The sequence below is a fragment of the Marinactinospora rubrisoli genome (genome assembly GCF_042664915.1).
GTDB lineage: Bacteria > Actinomycetota > Actinomycetes > Streptosporangiales > Streptosporangiaceae > Marinitenerispora > Marinitenerispora rubrisoli.
The window spans coordinates 220,417-237,881 of the sequence record NZ_JBHTBH010000005.1 but is presented as its reverse complement, the minus strand read 5'-3'; the positions used below and the strand labels follow the sequence as shown (position 1 = coordinate 237,881).

Annotated in this window: 17 protein-coding genes; 6 read left to right on the top strand and 11 right to left on the bottom strand. The window is 73.0% G+C overall.

Annotated elements, in window-relative coordinates; all coding sequences use genetic code 11:
• Positions 1–2: 2 nt before the first annotated feature.
• A complete protein-coding gene (locus tag ACFQRF_RS12420) occupies positions 3–230 on the top strand; it encodes a YbdD/YjiX family protein (RefSeq protein WP_379871199.1) in 228 nt (75 codons plus the stop codon).
• A gap of 52 nt (positions 231–282) precedes the next feature.
• Here ACFQRF_RS12420 and thyX read toward each other — a convergent pair whose 3' ends face one another.
• The 3 genes from thyX to ACFQRF_RS12405 all read right to left on the bottom strand — a co-directional run bounded on the left by thyX (position 283) and on the right by ACFQRF_RS12405 (position 3,849).
• Entirely contained in the window at positions 283–1,080 is a 798-nt protein-coding gene (gene thyX / locus ACFQRF_RS12415; protein WP_379871198.1) for an FAD-dependent thymidylate synthase, read from the bottom strand.
• A gap of 217 nt (positions 1,081–1,297) precedes the next feature.
• Positions 1,298–1,441, bottom strand: a complete 144-nt coding sequence (locus tag ACFQRF_RS12410) for a GPGG-motif small membrane protein (protein ID WP_379871197.1) — start codon at positions 1,439–1,441, stop codon at positions 1,298–1,300.
• 164 nt (positions 1,442–1,605) lie between these two features.
• A complete protein-coding gene (locus ACFQRF_RS12405; RefSeq protein ID WP_379871196.1) occupies positions 1,606–3,849 on the bottom strand; it encodes an anthranilate synthase component I in 2,244 nt (747 codons plus the stop codon).
• 332 nt (positions 3,850–4,181) lie between these two features.
• Between ACFQRF_RS12405 and ACFQRF_RS12400 the strand changes: the two genes are divergently transcribed.
• Positions 4,182–6,500, top strand: a complete 2,319-nt coding sequence (locus ACFQRF_RS12400) for a HelD family protein (protein ID WP_379871195.1) — start codon at positions 4,182–4,184, stop codon at positions 6,498–6,500.
• Between the two features lie 637 nt (positions 6,501–7,137).
• Here ACFQRF_RS12400 and ACFQRF_RS12395 read toward each other — a convergent pair.
• From ACFQRF_RS12395 to ACFQRF_RS12380, 4 genes are read right to left on the bottom strand one after another with little or no spacing between them, the layout of a single operon-like run.
• A complete protein-coding gene (locus ACFQRF_RS12395) occupies positions 7,138–8,121 on the bottom strand; it encodes an aldo/keto reductase (RefSeq protein ID WP_379871194.1) in 984 nt (327 codons plus the stop codon).
• Positions 8,121–8,549, bottom strand: a complete 429-nt coding sequence (locus ACFQRF_RS12390) for a MerR family transcriptional regulator (protein WP_379871193.1) — start codon at positions 8,547–8,549, stop codon at positions 8,121–8,123. Before ACFQRF_RS12390 ends, ACFQRF_RS12395 begins: the two co-directional genes overlap by 1 nt.
• A 35-nt stretch (positions 8,550–8,584) precedes the next feature.
• Positions 8,585–9,232, bottom strand: coding sequence for a TetR family transcriptional regulator (locus tag ACFQRF_RS12385; RefSeq protein ID WP_379871192.1), 648 nt, complete (start codon positions 9,230–9,232; stop codon positions 8,585–8,587).
• 30 nt (positions 9,233–9,262) lie between these two features.
• Positions 9,263–10,276 carry an acyltransferase gene (locus ACFQRF_RS12380; protein WP_379871191.1) on the bottom strand — a complete coding sequence of 338 codons (1,014 nt, stop codon included), beginning with the start codon at positions 10,274–10,276 and terminating at the stop codon, positions 9,263–9,265.
• A gap of 819 nt (positions 10,277–11,095) precedes the next feature.
• On the opposite strand from ACFQRF_RS12380, the gene ACFQRF_RS12375 reads away from it, so the two are divergent.
• Complete coding sequence (locus tag ACFQRF_RS12375) at positions 11,096–11,698, top strand: hypothetical protein (protein ID WP_379871190.1); 603 nt, start codon at positions 11,096–11,098, stop codon at positions 11,696–11,698.
• 67 nt (positions 11,699–11,765) lie between these two features.
• Positions 11,766–12,170 carry a hypothetical protein gene (locus tag ACFQRF_RS12370; protein WP_379871189.1) on the top strand — a complete coding sequence of 135 codons (405 nt, stop codon included), beginning with the start codon at positions 11,766–11,768 and terminating at the stop codon, positions 12,168–12,170.
• 61 nt (positions 12,171–12,231) lie between these two features.
• On the opposite strand, the gene ACFQRF_RS12365 is transcribed toward ACFQRF_RS12370, so the two are convergent.
• Positions 12,232–12,624, bottom strand: coding sequence for a hypothetical protein (locus ACFQRF_RS12365; protein WP_379871188.1), 393 nt, complete (start codon positions 12,622–12,624; stop codon positions 12,232–12,234).
• Positions 12,625–12,948: 324 nt separating this feature from the next.
• Here ACFQRF_RS12365 and ACFQRF_RS12360 point away from each other — a divergent pair, with 324 nt between their 5' ends.
• Both ACFQRF_RS12360 and ACFQRF_RS12355 read left to right on the top strand, forming a co-directional pair.
• Complete coding sequence (locus tag ACFQRF_RS12360) at positions 12,949–13,425, top strand: helix-turn-helix domain-containing protein (protein ID WP_379871187.1); 477 nt, start codon at positions 12,949–12,951, stop codon at positions 13,423–13,425.
• A 188-nt stretch (positions 13,426–13,613) separates the two neighbouring features.
• Positions 13,614–13,979 (top strand): hypothetical protein, encoded by a 366-nt coding sequence (locus ACFQRF_RS12355; RefSeq protein WP_379871186.1) that lies wholly within the window; start codon positions 13,614–13,616, stop codon positions 13,977–13,979.
• 136 nt (positions 13,980–14,115) lie between these two features.
• Here the strand turns inward: ACFQRF_RS12355 and ACFQRF_RS12350 are convergent, their stop codons facing one another.
• The 3 genes from ACFQRF_RS12350 to ACFQRF_RS12340 all read right to left on the bottom strand — a co-directional run bounded on the left by ACFQRF_RS12350 (position 14,116) and on the right by ACFQRF_RS12340 (position 17,455).
• The gene (locus ACFQRF_RS12350) at positions 14,116–15,402 is read right to left on the bottom strand and encodes an acyl-CoA dehydrogenase family protein (protein ID WP_379871185.1); all 1,287 of its coding nucleotides are present in this window, start codon (positions 15,400–15,402) and stop codon (positions 14,116–14,118) included.
• Positions 15,403–15,543: 141 nt separating this feature from the next.
• Positions 15,544–15,951 carry a VOC family protein gene (locus ACFQRF_RS12345; RefSeq protein ID WP_379871184.1) on the bottom strand — a complete coding sequence of 136 codons (408 nt, stop codon included), beginning with the start codon at positions 15,949–15,951 and terminating at the stop codon, positions 15,544–15,546.
• Positions 15,952–16,018: 67 nt separating this feature from the next.
• Positions 16,019–17,455 carry a helix-turn-helix domain-containing protein gene (locus ACFQRF_RS12340; RefSeq protein ID WP_379871397.1) on the bottom strand — a complete coding sequence of 479 codons (1,437 nt, stop codon included), beginning with the start codon at positions 17,453–17,455 and terminating at the stop codon, positions 16,019–16,021.
• Positions 17,456–17,465: the final 10 nt, after the last annotated feature.

The following is a 17,465-nucleotide window of genomic DNA, read 5'->3' as shown; positions in this document are numbered from 1 at the left end:
CCGTGCGCACCGTCACCGGAGGCACAGCGCGGCGGCCGCTCGCCCGGATCCGGGCGGCCCTGCACGAGGCGTGGCAGATCGCGCGCGGCATCACCGGGGAGCGTGCCTACGAGATCTACCTCGACCACCACCGCCGGACGCATCCGGACCGGCCGCCCATGGGCGAGCGGGAGTTCTGGCGGTGGTACATCGACCGCGGCGACACTCAGCCCGGTTCGCGCTGCTGCTGACGAGCGGCGCCGGGGGTGCGGCTCCGCGGAGCCGCACCCCCGGCGCCCGGGCTCAGACCTTGCGCCAGCGCGGCACCCAGGCACCGTCGGCGACCTCGTAGTCGCCGAACAGCGCGGGCGCCTCCTTGACCAGGAGCTCGCCGATCCGGCCGAACAGCAGCCGGATCTCCTCCTCCGCGCCGGGCGCGGTGCGCGCCTCCAGCGTGTGCCGCAGGGTGCGCACGTTCGCGGTCCACACCAGGCCGGTGGCCACCCCCTCGGGCGCGAACCGGCGCATGAAGGAGGTGCGGTGCTTCTTCTCCGCGAACGGCACGCCCTCCTCGTCCAGGCCGAAGTGCTCGGCCATCCAGCCCTGGAACTCCTCCATCCGGCTGAGCATCTCGGTGGCGCGTTCCATCAGCTCCGGGTCCTGCCGGGCCCACTCGGGGAACCAGAACGGCAGGTCGGTCAGCCGGACGAACCGCAGCGACTCCTGGGAGATGGCGACCCCGGGGCGGTGCCGGACCAGCTCGTGGGTCAGCACCCGGCTCACGTTGTGCAGCACGAAACTGAAGCTGACGTGCTCCAGGACGGACCCGTGCAGGCTGGCCAGGATGTTGGACAGGTAGGCGTCCTGGTCGGTGCGGACCCGTACCACGTTCGGGTTGAGGCCCGGCTCCCAGGAGCGGTAGCACAGCCGGCCGGCGAATTCGGCCAGGTTCTGCGGGTCGTTCAGCGCGGAGTCCAGCTCACCGCGGTCCAGCCGCTCCAGCCAGCTCTGCCCGCCCACGTCCGCCAGGTAGCGGGCGACCTCGTCGTAGTCCAGCTGCGGGCGCGCTATCAGGTGGACCTCGGGCTCGACGCTCTTCACCGTGTGTTCTTCCCCCCACGACCCGGACCGCCCGGGTGTCGGGTCCGGGTCGGATCGCTCCGACGACATGGCTCTGGGGCGCGCTGCCGGGTGCGGCCGCGCCGCCGCCGGTGATCGAACCTAGCACCGCCCCGGGGTGGCACGTCCTGGCCGGGGGGCCGGGGGCCGCGGAGGGGTGGCCGTCGGCCAGGCGCCCTCCGCGCCGCGAGCCCGGCGGCTAGGCCCCGATGTAGAAGTTGGAGGGCGCGATGATCAGTCCCACCACGATCAGCACGATGCCCCACAGCAGTTGGCGGCGGAGCAGCGCGAGCACACCGGCGACGATCAGGACGACTCCGAGAATCAGTAATAGAACACCCATGCCGATGCGCTGCCCGGATCGGCGGCGGACTAACGCCGCCGCCACCGGAGGCCGCCGCACGGCTCGTGTCACCTGGGCGGTCACGCGCCGCACCGGCGTGCCGACGGCGGCCGTCCGGGGACGGCCGCCGTCGCTTCGCCGCGCCCGGGCCCGGGCGCTGACGCTCACCCCACCAGGCGCAGCACGTTCGCCACGATCCGCTCGCCCACCGCCGCGGTGAGGATGGACTCCGGGTGGAACTGCACCGCCCACCGCCGGGCCCGCGCGTCCTCGATCGCCATGACCACCGGCTCCGGGCCGTCGGCGACCACCGCGGTCACCGCGAAGTTCTTCACCCGGTCCGGGGTGGTGTAGGTGGAGTGGTAGCGCGCGGCGGTGAACTCACCCGCGACGGCCGTGCTCTCGCCGGAGGGCTCCCCCGGGTCCGTCCCGATCCCCGCGAGCAGTTCGCCGCCGGTGACGCGCACCCGGGACGGCTTGCCGTGGACGGGCTCGTCCAGGGTCCGCAGCTCGCCACCGGCGTGCTCCACCATGGCCTGCAGGCCCAGGCACACGCCGAAGACCGGCAGCCGCCGGAGGTCGAGCTCGTCCAGCAGCGCGGAGACGGCGAAGTCGCCCGGCAGGCCCGGACCGGGCGAGAGCACCACCAGGTCGGGCGCGAGCTCGTCCAGCCGGGCGGGGTCGAAGCCGTGCCGGAGGGTGGTGACCTGCGCGCCGTGCCGCCGGAAGTAGTCGGCCAGCGTGTTGACGAACGAGTCCTCGAAGTCGACCAGCAGCACCCGCCGTCCGGCGCCCACCGGCTGCGGGCCGCCCGGCCGCGCATCCGCGGACGGGCCGTGCCGGCCCTGCGTGTCCCGGCCGGCCCGGTCGCCCTCCGCCAGCGTCTCCAGCAGGGCGCGGGCCTTGAGGAAGGTCTCGCGCTCCTCGGCGTCGGGGTCGGAGTCGTACAGCAGGGTGGCGCCGACCCGGACGGTGGCGACTCCGTCGCGGATGTGCGCGGTGCGCAGGGTCAGCCCGGTGTTCATGGAGCCGTCGAAGGAGATCACTCCCACCGCGCCGCCGTACCAGCGGCGCGGCGTGGACTCGTGCGTCTCGATGAACCGCATGGCCCACGTCTTGGGCGCGCCGGTCACCGTCACCGCCCACATGTGGGTGAGGAACGCGTCCAGCGCGTCGAACTCCGGGCGCAGCCGCCCCTCGATGTGGTCGACGGTGTGGATCAGCCGGCTGTACATCTCGATCTGGCGGCGGCCGATGACCCGGACGCTGCCCGGCTCGCACACCCGGGACTTGTCGTTGCGGTCGACGTCGGTGCACATCGTCAGCTCGGACTCCTCCTTGGGCGAGCTGAGCAGGGTGCGGATGTTGTCGGCGTCGGCGAGCGCGTCCTCGCCGCGGCGGATGGTGCCGGAGATCGGGCACGTCTCCACCCGCTGCCCCTCACCGGGAGCCCCCGTGACCCGGACGAACATCTCCGGGGAGGCCCCCACCAGGTACTCGCCTTCGCCCAGGTTGAGGAAGAACTCGTAGGGGGCCGGGTTGCGTTCGCGGAGCCGCTCGTAGAAGCGGGCCGGTGAGTCGCACGCGCCGTAGGTGCGGTGGCTGGGCACCACCTCGAACAGGTCGCCGCGCACGAACCGTTCCTTGGCGTCGGCGACGATGGCGGCGTAGCTGCCGGGCTCCGGCGGCGGGGGGACCTCGGCGGCCACCACGGCCGGGGTGGGCTCGGTCGCACGGGGCAGGCCGTCGGTGCCGGCCTCCGCGCCGCCGTACTCGGCGGGCACCGTGAACTCGTAGCTGTTGCGCACGCAGGTCTCGCGCTTGCGGTCGCGCACCACGATCTCGTCGGGCAGCTGGAGCACGAGGTCGCGGTCGCCGGGGTCGCGGCGCAGCACCTGCTCGATCGGTTCGAACTGGAAGGCGAGGTCGTAGCCGAACGCCCCGTACAGCCCGAGGTGCGGGTCCTCGGGGCTCGCGAACAGCGCGACGATGGAGCGCAGCGCCGAGAAGACGCTGGGGCGCCGGCTGCGCTCCTCCTCCGTGAAGTACTCCCCGGGCGCGGGTTCGGGGATGGTCACCTCGACCACGCCGGGCCCGGCGTTCCCGGTGGGTTCGCCGTGCTCCAGCAGCGCGCGGGCGACGACCGGCAGCAGCACCGCGCCGCGCTCGTTCAGCGCGCTCGCGGCGACGCGCCGGCCCCGGGCGACGACCTCCAGGCAGGGGTCGACGTAGCCGAGGTGCCAGCGGCTGTAGCGCCCCGGATACTCCATCCCGGACGAGAGCACCCCGCCGCGGCGGTGCTCCACGGCGGCGGTGAGTTCGGTGAGGACCTCGGGGTCGCAGGGCGTGCTGGTGCGGCGCACGGCGATGCCGCCGGCGGTGCGGTAGGTGCGGGAACTGTCGTCCACGGGCCGGTCCCTCTCACGCGGTTGTCGCGGGATTCCAGGCGGCGCCCGGACCGTGGCCGAGAGCAGAACGACCGCCGGCGCGGGCGGTCGCTGGTCAGATCTTCGGTAACTGCGAACCAGGTGCACCGCCTAGGGGCGGCGCCACCACTGATGTTGGGTCGGAGCGGTTCGCATGGCTGGCAGTCTAGCGCGAACGGCGGCCGGACATGCCGTTTCGCGACGAACGATGTGCGAGGTGCGGAACGCCCCGGAACGCACGATGTACTGCTAAGCTATTTTGCCCACAACAAAAAATCGGATGACCATTCCGATGACAGGAGTATAGCAACGACATGCATCTCCGTCAAACTGAATCTGCCCCGGCCGCCGTTGCCTCCCCGGACGGCGCCCCGGACCCCGACGCCGCCCGGCGCGCGGCGCTGCGCACCGAGCAGGACTACGTCACCTGGCTGTACGCACGACTGGACGTCCTGCGCGAGCGCGCCCGGGAGGCGCTGCGCGAGGCGCACGGCCGCGGCGGCGCCGGGCACCGGCAGGCCGCCATCGAACGCGAGGTGACCGCCGACGAGCAGGCGCGGCTGCTGGCCCGGCTCTCCGGTGTGGAACGCGGTCTGTGCTTCGGGCGGATCGACCGGCGCGACGGCGCGGACGGCGCGACGTACTACATCGGCCGCGCCGGCCTGCGCGACGAGGAGTACGAGCCGCTGCTGATCGACTGGCGGGCCCCGGCGGCCCGCCCCTTCTACGCCGCCACCCCGAACTCGCCCGGTGACGTCGTGCGCCGCCGGCACCTGCACCTGCGGGACCGGCGGGTGGTCGGCATCGACGACGAGGTGTTCGATCTCGACCGGATGTCCGACACCGACCGGGCCACCCTCGTGGGCGAGGCGGCGCTGCTCGCCGCACTGCGCCGCGGCCGCACCGGCCGGATGGGCGACATCGTCGCCACCATCCAGACCGAGCAGGACCGCGTGATCCGCTCCGGACTCCCCGGAACACTGGTCGTCCAGGGCGGACCGGGAACCGGCAAGACCGTGGCCGCGCTGCACCGCGCCGCCTACCTGCTCTACACCCACCGCGACACACTCGCCCGCCGCGGCATCCTCATCGTGGGACCCAACACCACCTTCCTCCGCTACATCGGCGACGTCCTCCCATCCCTCGGCGAGACCGACGTCGTGCTCGCCTCCGTCGGCGAACTCGTCCCCGGCGTCACGGCGACCGCCGTCGATGGCCACGAGGCCGCGGCGGTCAAGGGCGACCGGCGGATGGTCGCCCTGCTGACGGCCGCCGTGCGCGACCGCCAGCGCGTCCCGGACGCGGACCTCACCGTCGAGGTCGACGACATGGTGCTGCGCGTCGGCCGCGACGTGTGCCGGCGGGCGCGCGACGCGGCGCGGGCGTCGCGGCGCCCGCACAACGCCGCCCGGCCGCGCTACGTCAACGAACTGCTGCGCGCGCTCGCCCGGGACCAGGCCGCCCGGCTGGGCCGCCCGCTCGACGAGGAGGACCTTCGCTACGCCGCCGGTGCCCTGGCGGAGGAACCGGCGGTGCGCACCGCGCTGGACGCCCTGTGGCCGCCGCTCACCCCGCAGCGGCTGCTGCGCGAGCTGTTCGCCGACCGCGCCGCCCTGCGCTCGGCCGCGCGTGCCGCCGGGCTGGACGACGCCTGCTGCGATGCGCTGCACCGCCCGGCGGGATCGCCGTGGACGGTGGGCGACGTCCCGCTCCTGGACGAGGCCGCCGAACTGCTCGGCGAGGACGGCTCCGCGGCGCGGGCCGCGGCCCGCGCCGCGGAGCGCCGCCGCCGGGAGGAGGAGTGGTACGCGCAGGGGGTGCTGGAGATCGCCGGACTGACCGAGACCGCCGGGCTGGACGCCGCCGCCCTGGCCGAGCGGCACCGCGACCGGGGGCCTGGGCGGACCACCGCTGAGCGGGCCGGCGCCGACCGCCGCTGGGTGTACGGCCACGTCATCGTGGACGAGGCGCAGGAGCTGTCGGCGATGGCGTGGCGCATGGTGCTGCGCCGCGTGCCGACCCGCTCGATGACCGTGGTGGGCGACGTCGCGCAGACCGGTTCACCGGCCGGGGCGCGGTCCTGGGGCGAGATGCTCGACCCCCACGTCGGCGGCCGCTGGCGCGAGGAGCGGCTGCTCGTCAACTACCGGACGCCCGCGGAGATCATGGCCGTGGCCGCCGACGTGCTCGCCGCGGTGGCCCCGGCCCAGGAGCCGCCGGAGTCGGTCCGCTCGGGCGGCACGCCACCCCGCGCGCTGCGGGTCGGCGAAGAGGGGCTGGCCGAGACGCTGCCCGGGCTGGTGGCGTCCGAACTGGCGGAGATCGGCGAAGGGCGGCTCGCGGTGCTCGTCCCCGACGCCCGCCACGCCGAGGTCGCCGCGGCGCTGCCCGATGCCGCCGCGACGGCCGCACCGGCGGCGCTGGACTCCCCCGCGGTGGTGCTGACGGTCACGCAGGCGAAGGGGCTGGAGTTCGACGCCGTCGTCCTCGTCGACCCGGCCGGGATCCTCACTCAGTCGCCGAAGGGCGGCCATGACCTGTACGTGGCGATCACCCGGGCCACCCGCCGCCTGACGGTCGTCCATGAGGGCGACCTCCCGGCACCGCTGTCCCGCCTGGCGGCCGGGGAGTGAAGGGGCGGGCCGCCCCGGGGCGGGCGTCCGGTACCCACGGGCGGAGCCTCGGGGTGGGCGTCCGTCCAGGGGAGCGGGCGGCCGCAGCCGCCGTGCGGCGCCCGGCCCGGCGTACGGAGAACACGCGGGGCGGCCCGCCCGGATCCCGGCGGCGGGCGAGTGTGTCGCGGTGGGTGTAGACCAGGTAGGCGGCGCGGTGCAGCGCGGCCACGGTCTTGCCGGTTCCCGGTCCGCCCTGGACGACCAGTGTTCCGGGGAGTCCGGAGCGGATCACGCGGTCCTGCCCGGTTCGGACGGTGGCCCGGCCGGTGCGGGACCTCTCATCGAGATCGAACACCTCCGCGCCGCGGGCGCCCGCAGGCGCCCGCCGGGACCGTCTCCGGCCGCGCACCGCCGGCCGGCCCGGCCGCGGCCTCCCGGGGTGATCGGATCGGCGGAGTCCGGCCGGATGCACGGCGTGCCGGAGCCGATCGCGCTTCCGCGAGCGACGCGGCCGGGAGCGACGCCCCGCGTGCCCGCCCGCCCGGCGGCGCCTCGGCAGGCCGCCCGGCGCGGGCGCCCCGGCTGGGCGCCCGCGCCTGCTCGTTCGCGGTGGGCGCCGGTCCGTGCGGTGCCGCGGCGCCCTCGCGGGCTCGCGCTACCGCGCCTCGTCGAGGCGGTGCCGCTGGTCGGCGGTGAGCGTGAGGTCGACGGCGGCCAGCACCTCGTCCAGCTGGGTGACCGAACTGACGCCGACCAGCGGGATCACCGGCGGGTCACCGTCCAGCAGCCACGACAGCACGACCTGGTTGGGGGTCGCGTCCGCCTCCTTGGCGACATCGCGGAGGGCGGCCAGGCGGCGGCCGGTGCCGGGGTGGTCGTAGGGCGCCGAGAGCGTCTTGGCGGGGTTGGTGTAGGCGCCGGAGAGCAGCGTGGTGTAGACGACGAGCACGGGACCGGAGCCGTCCGCGGCCTCGGCGCGCACGTAGTCGAGGAGATCGGGGCCGGCGTGCACGTGGCCGTCCTCGGGCAACGGGACGTCGGGACGCGGCTGGAGGTAGCTGTAGCGGTACTGCAGCACCTCGTACCCGGGCCAGCCGCGGTCGCGGCTCAGCGCACGGGCGCGTTCCACCCGCCAGACGGCGTGGTTGCTGACCCCGAGCAGCCCGACCCGGGAGGCCGCCACCTCGTCGGCGAGGGCGCCCAGGGTCTCCTCCAGCGGAACCGAGCGGTCCTCGATGTGCGTGTACAGCAGGTCGAGCCGGTCCATTCCGAGCCGCTCACGGCTGCGCGCGGCGGCGGTGCGCACGGCCGCGGCCGACAGCCCCTCGGCGTCGGCCAGGCCGCCGCCGGGGGTACGCGGCTGGGCGCCCAGCTTGGTGGCGATCGTGATCTCGTCGCCGGCGCCGCGGTCCGCGCGCCACCTGCCGAGCACCGTCTCGCTCTCGCCGCCCTGGTGACCGGGGACCCAGAAAGCGTAGTTGTTGGAGGTGTCGACGAAGGTGCCACCGGCCTCGACGAAGCGGTCCAGGATCGCGTACGAGGTGGGTTCGTCGACGGTACTGCCGAACGGAAGCGCTCCCAGACAGATCGTGCTGACCCGGCGGGCCGCGGGCCCGCTTCCGATGGTGCGGTAACGCATCACTTGGCCTCTTCCATGACAGGTTCCTCCCCGTTCACGGGGGCGGCGGACGGCCCGCCGTTCTCGGCGAGCACCGAGCGGTAGTAGTCGATCTTGTGCAGGATGGCGCGCTCGCGTTCCCGCAGTTCCTCGATCCGCCGCGCCAGGCGGTCCGCGTGCGCGTGCAGCACGTCGAGGCGACGCGGGATGGTGTGGTCGCCCTCACGGACGAGTTCGGCGAACTCCCGCAGCCGGGCGATGGGCATGTCGGTGTCGCGCAGGCAGCGCACCAGGTCGAGCAGTTCGACGTCGGAGGCGCGGTACCGGCGGTGGCCGGTCGTGGCGCGTTCGACCTCCGTCAGCAGACCGGCGCGCTCGTAATAGCGCAACGTGTCGAGGCTGACGCCGAACCTCGCCGACACCTCGCCCGGGGTGTAGTACTCGCTCATGCCTCCACAGCGTGCTACCTGGAGTGCACTCCAGGTCAAGCCCGGGCCGGAGATCCGGTGATGGCGCCCACGACGGCGCTGGTCAGCCGCTCGACCACGGTGGCGCGGTCGACCTCCGGGTGGTCCAGCCACCACTCCCCCGCGGCCTGCACCATGCCGATGACGGCGTGCGCGGTGATCCGGGCGCTCACGGGGTCGGCGACGTGTCCTTCGGCGACGAGCAGCCCGGCCAGTTCCTCGCCGAGCCGCCGCACCGTGAGGCCGATGTCGCCCCGGGTCCGCGGGTCCTCGGCCGTGGCGCGGTGCACGAGGAAGCGGTACAGGTTGAGGTCGCGGTGGATCATGCCCAGGTAGGCGCCGACGGTGGCGCGGGCGCGGCCGTGCAGGTCGGCGGGGCCGCGGAACTCCGCGCGTACCCGCGCGACCACGGCGTCGGCGTGCCGCTCGGCCAGGGCGCGGTACAGGCCGCTCTTGTCGCCGAAGTGGCGGTACAGGATGGGCTTGCTGATCCCCGCGGCGGCGGCGATCGCCGACATCGGGGCGTCGGGCCCGTCCCGCCGGATCACCCGGTCGGCGGCGTGCAGGATGGCGCGGCGGCGCCGCGGATCGCGTCCTCGCCCGGCGGGGGCGCCGTCTCGCGCCGCCGGGCCGGGCGGGTCGTGTCGCGCGATGCCGGTGCTCACCCGCTCACCCTGCCACAGCGCCCGGGCCCGTCACACGGTCGCGCGCAGCAACGGGACCTTTCTGAGGAGGGCGGTCGCGGCCAGGCTGAGCAGCAGCACCACGACGACGTGACCGGTGGCGGTGGCCAACATCGCGAGCGGGTGGTCGGGAACGCCGGTGAGGTCGCGCAGGTGGGACAGCACCATCACGTGCACCAGGAAGACGCCGAAGCTCAGGTCGGAGAACATCCGCAACCTGCGGCGGGCCGGCTCGGTGTCCCGGTCGGTCGCGGTGAAGGCCGGCAGGCGGTTGCCGGCCGCGCGGAACAGCAGGAACGCGCTGACCGACATGACGAAGACGGTCGGCGAGAGATAGTCGTACACGTAGTTGGCGGCCGATCCCCAGCCGCCGGTGGCGGTCCCGATGAGCCCGGCGAGCGCCGCCGTGGCGACGACGCTGCCGGCGAACAGCCCGGCGGCGCCCCATGTCCGGCGGCGGGTGAGGTCGGTTTCGCGCAGCAGGTAGCCCATGACGTAGTAGCCGACGAAGGGCAGGAACCGGGTCACCGCGTTGGGTTCCCCGGCGCCGTCGAACGCGGTGACGAACTGGTCGACGATCCCGAGCCCGGACATCACGGCCGCGAAGCCCCACAGGGTGCGGGTACCGGCGTGCCGGGTGAGGATCCGCAGGAACGGGGTGAGCACGTAGAGCCCGGCGAGCACGAACAGGAAGTACAGGTGCAGCGCGGGGCTGCCCGAGAGCACCTGGCTGACGGCCTCCTGAAGGCTGATGTCGGTGCGGTAGGCCGCCTCCCAGCTCAGGTAGACGACCGTCCAGACGGCGAGCGGGGTGCCGATCCGCGCGAATCTGCGCAGGTAGAAGTCCCGCACCCCTTCGCGCCGGGGCGCCAGCAGCAGCGCTCCGCTGATCATGATGAAGACGGGGACGCACCATCGGAGGGCGGAGTCGACGGCGTTGGCCGTCCACCAGGTGGCGGTGCCGAAGTCGGTGTAGCGGGTGGTGACGACGGGGGCGAACGCGTGTACCGCGATGACCGTGCACATGGCCAGGATGCGGGCGACATCGAGCCACGCGGTCCCGGCCGGGGTGGCACGGCGGGCCTCGGAGCCCCTTCGCCGTCCCGCCTCTGGTTCCGTGGACCTGCCCCTGACCTGGTGGGGAATGGTCGCTGCGGAATCCGAAGCGGTGACAGCCATACCGGGTTCCTCGGTGCAATCGACGACGACTGAACTCCCCAATTGATATCATGTCGTTATTATGTTCTCAATAAATCCCCAGGAAACTCCGTCTTGCCGTCCGGGTTCCGCTATGTGACCTCAGGGTCACCCACCGAGGTCGGCGCTGCTGCCGGCCCCGCCCGAGCCGCAGTGGCCGGATCCGGCCACAGGGCCGCCCCGTGGCGTCGGCGGGTGGCTTCGGCACGGCGAAGCGCCCCTTCTCGCTCCCCTTCCCCCGGTGACCGTTCGGCCGCTCTGTCACTGGCCGGCGATACATTCCGGCCAGGCGCGGCCGGTCCGGGGCGTCCAGCACGGTAGGAAGTGGTGGTCCCCCCAGTCCTGCACGAGGGCGGCACGGGTGCCCAATCGGCGGCTGGGCTCAGCCGGGAGCCAAGACAAGGCCCATCAGACCGGCCGCGCCGCTTCCCGTGCACGCGCCCAAGCGGGGGGCGGCAAAGGCGCCTGCGGCCAGGGCGAGCAACAGCGTCGCCATACCGTGCTCGCGCATCGACGTTTCCCCTTCTTTTGCGCCTCCGTTCGATCGCGGATTGGCGCTCCACGCGCAGAGGTTGGCACGCATTGCCAATTCTCGGGCGGCCGTGCTTTCTAAAGTCGTCAGCACGACACTCGGGACAAGGGAGCACCATGAGGAATCCAGCGCTGGCGACCGCGGCCGGACGGTCAGCCGCCGTCGCGGTCGGCCTGCTGCTCACTCTCGCGACGACTCCGGGAACGGCACACGCCGCGACCACGGCGCAGCCGTTCGCCTGGCAGGCCGAAGCCGCCGGCCTGACCGAGGCGCAGACCACCTGGCTGCGGTCGGAGGTCGGCACCTACCTTGAAGAGCTGGGAGGAACCCAGGTCGCCCTGAACGAGATCGACCTCGACGGCGCCGGGAGCGTGCTGGTCGCCCTGCCCGGAGAGGCGCAACCGCGCGACTTCACCTCCCCCGCCGCAGAGCCGGCCGCGGCGGCCGACCGGTGCCTCAACGCACCCTGGTACACCGGATACTTCTGCGCCTACCGGGGGACGCACTACACGGGCACCCGCATCGACATGTGGGACTGCGGCAGGGTCATGTACATTCCCCGGGACTGGGGCGCCGGGTCGTGGATCAACAACCAGAGCAAGGGGATGCGCGGGTACATGTACGACGACAACGGCACCACCATCTACACCACGCCCGGTGCGCGCAGCTACCACGCCACCGCGAACTGGGGCCCCGTCGGATCGATGATCCCCTGCTGACCGGCCATCCCGGCACGGCGGCAGGGCCGCGGGTGGACCGGCAGAGCCGTCCGGGTACACCGTGATCGTGAACGACAACGAGCCGGGCGGGGACGAACCGTGGCCGCAGGCGGGAAAGGCCCCGGCCGCAGAGCCCGGCACCGCGACGGGACTCGCCGCACAGCGGAGCCGAGAGGCCACGCTCCCCACCCGGGCCGGATGGGAGCGGCACCGGGCCGCACTCGCCGACCATGCCCGCCGCGCGGCACAGCACGCCGACCCGGCCGCGCTGGCCGAAGAGCGCGCTGACCTGGTCCTCTCCGCATGGCGTGCCGGCTACCGCAACACCCGTGCCCTCGCGAAGTCCCTTGGCGTCTCTCCCGAAACCGTCCACGCCGATCTGCGCTTCGCCGGCGTCGATCCTGCCACCGACAGAGGGGCCCCGCCGTCGGGCGAGGAGCCGACCACCCCCTCACGGCCGCGAAGGGCGTAGGCCCAGTGGCCACTCGGGCCGCGAGGCCGCTATGCGGGCACGGACGCGTGCCCAAGGGCGATCACCGCTCCGGCGGCGGCGTGACGGTGACGTCGCGCACCGCGGACGCCGGCCGGGCGGCAAGTTCGTCCACCCGCCCGGTCAGGTCCGCCAATGCCTCCTCGGTCCGGCGAACGGCGTCTTTCAAAGAGCCGCCATCGTCATGCCGCACCTCGTGGCGGACCTCGGCCACGCTGCGTTCCAGCACATGGAGACGCTCCATCACACCGAGGCGCGCTTCCACACCCGGCCGGGCTTCTTCCCCTGCCCAGTCGCGGGAGAAATGCCCGGCCGTGCGGGCGAGGGACGCCAGGAACGCACCCGCACGCCACACCGGGCGGGCGAGTACTCCCACGGCGGTGATGACGGCCGCGGCGCCGATGAGCCACGGGCCGAGCCCGCCCAGGTCGATCACGGTCTCTCCTCCAGGTCATGGAACACCTCGTCCACGCTCAGCAAGGTGGATTCCTGGCCGAGCCGGGCATGGCCACGATTCGGCCTGGTCGGTATTCGTCGTGCGCTTCACCGGGCGGGGCGAGGTTCGCCCGCCCCGCGGCGGCCTGGACGGGGACACCCGGCCGGTGATCCGGTGGCCGTCCCCCCAACAGCAAGTCACCCAAAAAATAGCGCAACTTTTGAGGCCGCGCATCCCGCGTTCTTCCTCGACCGACCGCAAGTTTTGGTCCTCATCGGTGAACAGTCCCGGTAGTTTTGCGGTATCCGGGGTACGATCCCCCGCATGGCTCAGACCACTTCCCCGACCGAAGCCGAGCGCCTGGCCCGCGCCCAGCGCTTCGCCGCCGCGCTCGACACCCGCCGTGACCACCTCGGCATGTCCCTCGCCGAAGTCGCCCAGGCCGCCGGAATGACCGAGCAGAACCTCCGCAACATCCGCCGGGGCAAGACCACCCCGCGCCCCAGGACGCGCCGGGCCATCGAGGCGGCCGTCGCATGGGAACCCGGCTCCATCGACACCGTGATGGACGGCGGCGACCCCACGATCAGGCCCGCCCGCGCCGCCGACGTCGGCCCCGCGGCCGAGTTCCATGCCGTGCCACGCGCCGACGGGTTCACCGACCACGTGATGATCGCCGTGATCGCGGGCATCCCCGTAACGGTCCATGTCCCCCAGGTTCCGGGCCGCGATCCCGAGGATCTGAAAAGGGCGCTCGTGCAGAGCGTGACGCACCTCAAGGAAGAACTGGGCGACGCGTGAACCGTCCGGGCGAACGCGCGTCACCATTTCGGCCGACGCCCGCCCCGCCCGCTCCGTGGTCACCACCAGATATAACGCAGGGACTTTACTGTTTTCTCAGGAACAACTCCCTCCCCAATACTCCGACCACCCTCATAAGGTGGCCCCCTAACGGGCGATTTCGGACAGATCCCAAAAGAGGAGGGATTTTGAAGCCCCTGATCACCAGCGTTCCGCGCACCGCCGACCCCCTCGACCTCTACGTGACCGTCGTGGACCGCCTCGACGCCCCGATGACCGTCGCCGTTCCCGACCGCCTCCCCGCGCGGCCCGGCGTCATCCTGGACAGGCCCGTGGTGCTCCTGCGGCGCGGGGTCACCATCCCGCCGGTGCTGCGCGAACTGGTGCTGTACCAGCACATCCTTCAGCCCGGCCACATCCTCACCTGGTGCCTCGCCCTGGGCACCAACCCTCGCGACTTCCTCGACGGCAGCTACCCGCTCGACACCGGCGCCACCCGCGATCTCGTCCCCCAGGGGGTCCGCCTCCCCCACGGGTTCGGCATAGCCGCCTGACGCCACGCACCACAACGCCCCCGCGCCTTGGGAGAGGGACCGCGGGGGCGTTGGATGTGCGGAGCGGGGAGAGACACGGCCGCGTGGGCATCACCCGGCGCGGGGTGCGAAACAGCCCTCCGCACCAGTGGAAACGTCACCGCACCGGCAGCCCCGTCACCGCGCGGCCGATGATCAGGCGCTGGATCTCACTCGCGCCCTCGAAGATCGTGAAAATGGCCGCGTCGCGGTGCAGCCGTTCCGCGGGGAACTCTCTCGTGTAGCCGTTCCCGCCGAGGATGCGGATGGCCTCCTGGGTCACCCACACCGCGGTCTCGCTGGCGAACAGCTTGCTCATGGAGCCCTCCGCCTGGTGGAACTCGCGGCCGGTGCGGCTCAGCCAGGCGGCGCGCCATACCAGCAGGCGGGCCGCGTCGAGGCGGGTGGCCATGTCGGCGAGGGTGAAGGCGACCGCCTGGTTGTCGCCGATGGGGCGGCCGAACTGTTCCCGCTGGACGGCGTAGTCGCGGGCGGTCTCGAAGGCCGCGCGGGCGCAGCCGACCGCCATGGCGCCCACGGTCGGGCGGGATGCCTCGAACGTCCGCATCGCCACCTGGCCCCCGGCGTGGCCGCCCTGGCGCGCCCGGGCCAGACGTTCGGTCAGGCGTTCCCTGCCGCCGAGCAGGCAGCGGCCGGGGACGCGCACGTCCTCCAGCACCACCTCGGCGGTATGCGAGGCGCGGATGCCGTGCTTGCGGAACTTCTGTCCCTGGGAGAGCCCGGGCGTGCCGGGCGGCACGACGAAGCTGGCCTGGCCGCGTGTTCCGAGATCCGGGTCGACCGAGGCGACGACCACGTGCACGTCGGCGATGCCGCCGTTGGTGGCCCACGTCTTGACGCCGTTGAGCACCCACTCGCCGGTGGCCTCGTCGTAGCGGGCGCGGGTGCGGATCGCCCCGACGTCGCTGCCCGCTCCCGGCTCGGAGGAGCAGAAGGCGCCGAGCCGCACGTCATCGGCGTCGCCGAACATCTGCGGCACCCATTCCAGCAGTTGCTCCTGGGTGCCGTTGGTCGCGACCGCGACGGCCGCGAGCGTGGTGCCGGTCAGTGCCAGGCCGATGCCCGGGTCGCCCCAGAACAGTTCCTCGTACACCACCGGGATGGCCACGCCGCTCGGCTCGAACCACTGGGTGGCGAAGAAGTCCAGCGAGTACAGGCCGATCTTCGCCGCCTCGCGCAGGATCGGCCACGGCGTCTCCTCGCGCTCGTCCCACTCGGCGGCGGCCGGGCGGATCACGTCGCGGGCGAACCCGTGCACCCATTCGCGGACCTCGCGGACCTCCGCGCTCGGCTCGAAGCCGAATCCGGGTTCCGCGCCGCCGTCCGCGGCCGCTCCGGTCTCCGGGACGCCGTCCCGGGAGGTCTCGCGGTTCTCGTCGGTCATCGCGCACGTCCTTCGCTGGCTCCGCCGGACGCGGGGACGCCGGCGGTCGGGGGTCGCCGGCGGGCGGCGGCCGCTGCGTGTTACCGAAGGTAACACAGCGGCGGATCGCCGCCCACCCCGTCCCGGCACCGCCGCGAGCGCTCACCCGGACTGCGCGGCGCTCTCGTCCCGCCAGTACGTGCCGAACGCCCAGCAGTTGCCGGCCGGGTCGCGGGCCATGTACTCACGCGCGCCGTAGGGCATGTCCTCCGGCGGGCCGACGATCTCGGCGCCGGCCGCCACCGCGCGCCGGTGGTGCTCGTCGGGGTCGGGCACCACCACGAACACCGCCTGCGGGCGTGGGTCGGCGAGGGCCGGGTCGGCTCCCTCACGCGGCGAACCGACCATGATGATCCCGTTGCCGTACCGCAGTTCCGCATGGTCGACCCGCTCGCCCACCTCCGGATGGCTGAACTCCAGGGTGAACCCGAAGGCCTTGGTGAGGAACTCGATGGCGGCGCGGGCGTCGTGGTAACGCAGCACCGGAATGATGCTCGGCGTCTCGGTCATGACCTGCCCCTTCCGGATCGGCTACTCGTCGTGACCGACGTTACGCCGAGCGTCGCCGCGGCGCCGCTCATTCCGCGGCGTAGCGCTCCAGGAACGTGTAGACGTCGGTCTCGTCCACGCCGGGGAAGGTGCCGGGCGGCAGCGCCGCGAGCACGTGGGAGTGCGCGCGCGCCGACGGCCAGACGTTGCCCTCCCAGCGGGCGGCGAGGTCGGCCGGCGGCCGCACGCAGCACTCGCCGGTGGGGCACTCGGACTTGGTGCGGTGCGTGGTCTCCCGGCCGCGGAACCAGCGCGACTCCTTGTACGGGACGCCGAGCGTGATCGCGAAGTTGCGTTCGCGGCTCGGGTCCACGTGCGCCACGCAGAAGTGCGTGCCGTTGGGCTTGTCGGTGTACTGGTAGTAGATCGAGTACCGGTCCGGCGAGGCGAACACCTGCCGGCCGGACCAGTACCGGCACATCCGCTGCCCCTCGATCGCGCCGGTGTCGTCGGTGGGGAAGATCAGCCCGTCGTTCTCGTACGCCTTGTATATGATCCCGGTCTCGTCGTTGCGGATGAAGTGGCAGACCAGGTCCAGGTGCCGGGTGGCCAGGTTGGTGAACCGGTGCGCCGCCGTCTCGTACGACACCGAGTAGACGTCGCGCAGGTCCTCCACCGAGAGGTCGCGGGCCTGCTGCGCCTCCAGCAGGTAGGGCACGGCGGTGGACTCGGGGATGAGGACGGCGGCGGCGAAGTAGTTGGCCTCCACCCGCTGGCGAAGGAAGTCGGCGAAGTCGCGCGGCTGCTCGTGGCCGAGCAGGAAGTGGCCGAGGGTCTGCAGCAGGATGGTGCGCGGCGTGTGCATCCCCAGCGACTCGCGCTTGAGGTAGAGCCGCCGGTTGCCGATGTCGGTCACCGAGCGGACCGAGCGCGGCAGGTCCTGCACGTAGCGCAGGGTGAACCCGTGGTGGGTGACGATGGCGAGGATCTGGCCCTGGGAGAGCGCGCCGCCGCGGTAGCCGATGGCGTCCAGGGTCTCCTGCGCGACCTTCTCGATGCCCGCGAAGTAGTTGTCGCGCTCGCGCATCTGCCGGCGCAGCTGGGCGTTGGCCCGCCGGGCCTCCTCGGGTGTGGCGGTGGGCTTGGCGGTGCGCCGCTTCAGCTCTTCGTACAGCCCGACGATGTGTTCCAGCACGTCGTTGGGGACCCGCTTGCCGATCTTGAGGTGCGGGAGGTTGAGCGCCCGGTACACCGGGTCGCGCTGCGCCTCCTCGACCGAGATCTCCAGCTGGGCGCGGCGGCTCGGCGGCTGCCGGGAGAGCAGCTCCTCCACCGAGACCCCCAGCGCCTGCGCCAGCGCGGTCAGCAGCGACAGTTTCGGCTCGCGCTTGCCGTTCTCCAGCAGCGAGAGCTGGGAGGGCGCGCGGCCGACCCGGTTTCCCAGGTCCGACAGGGTGAGGCCCCGGGCCCGGCGCAGGTGCCGCAGCCGCTGGCCGAACGTGACCAGGTCGAGATCCGACGGCAAAGTCGGTATT

Coding starts and splice junctions, on each gene's coding strand:
- ACFQRF_RS12410 (WP_379871197.1), bottom strand. CDS start 1,441: ATGGGTGTTCTATTACTGATTCTCGGAGTCGTCCTGATCGTCGCCGGT.
- ACFQRF_RS12400 (WP_379871195.1), top strand. CDS start 4,182: ATGCATCTCCGTCAAACTGAATCTGCCCCGGCCGCCGTTGCCTCCCCG.
- ACFQRF_RS12395 (WP_379871194.1), bottom strand. CDS start 8,121: ATGCGTTACCGCACCATCGGAAGCGGGCCCGCGGCCCGCCGGGTCAGC.
- ACFQRF_RS12390 (WP_379871193.1), bottom strand. CDS start 8,549: ATGAGCGAGTACTACACCCCGGGCGAGGTGTCGGCGAGGTTCGGCGTC.
- ACFQRF_RS12380 (WP_379871191.1), bottom strand. CDS start 10,276: ATGTGCACGGTCATCGCGGTACACGCGTTCGCCCCCGTCGTCACCACC.
- ACFQRF_RS12375 (WP_379871190.1), top strand. CDS start 11,096: ATGAGGAATCCAGCGCTGGCGACCGCGGCCGGACGGTCAGCCGCCGTC.
- ACFQRF_RS12360 (WP_379871187.1), top strand. CDS start 12,949: ATGGCTCAGACCACTTCCCCGACCGAAGCCGAGCGCCTGGCCCGCGCC.
- ACFQRF_RS12350 (WP_379871185.1), bottom strand. CDS start 15,402: ATGACCGACGAGAACCGCGAGACCTCCCGGGACGGCGTCCCGGAGACC.
- ACFQRF_RS12345 (WP_379871184.1), bottom strand. CDS start 15,951: ATGACCGAGACGCCGAGCATCATTCCGGTGCTGCGTTACCACGACGCC.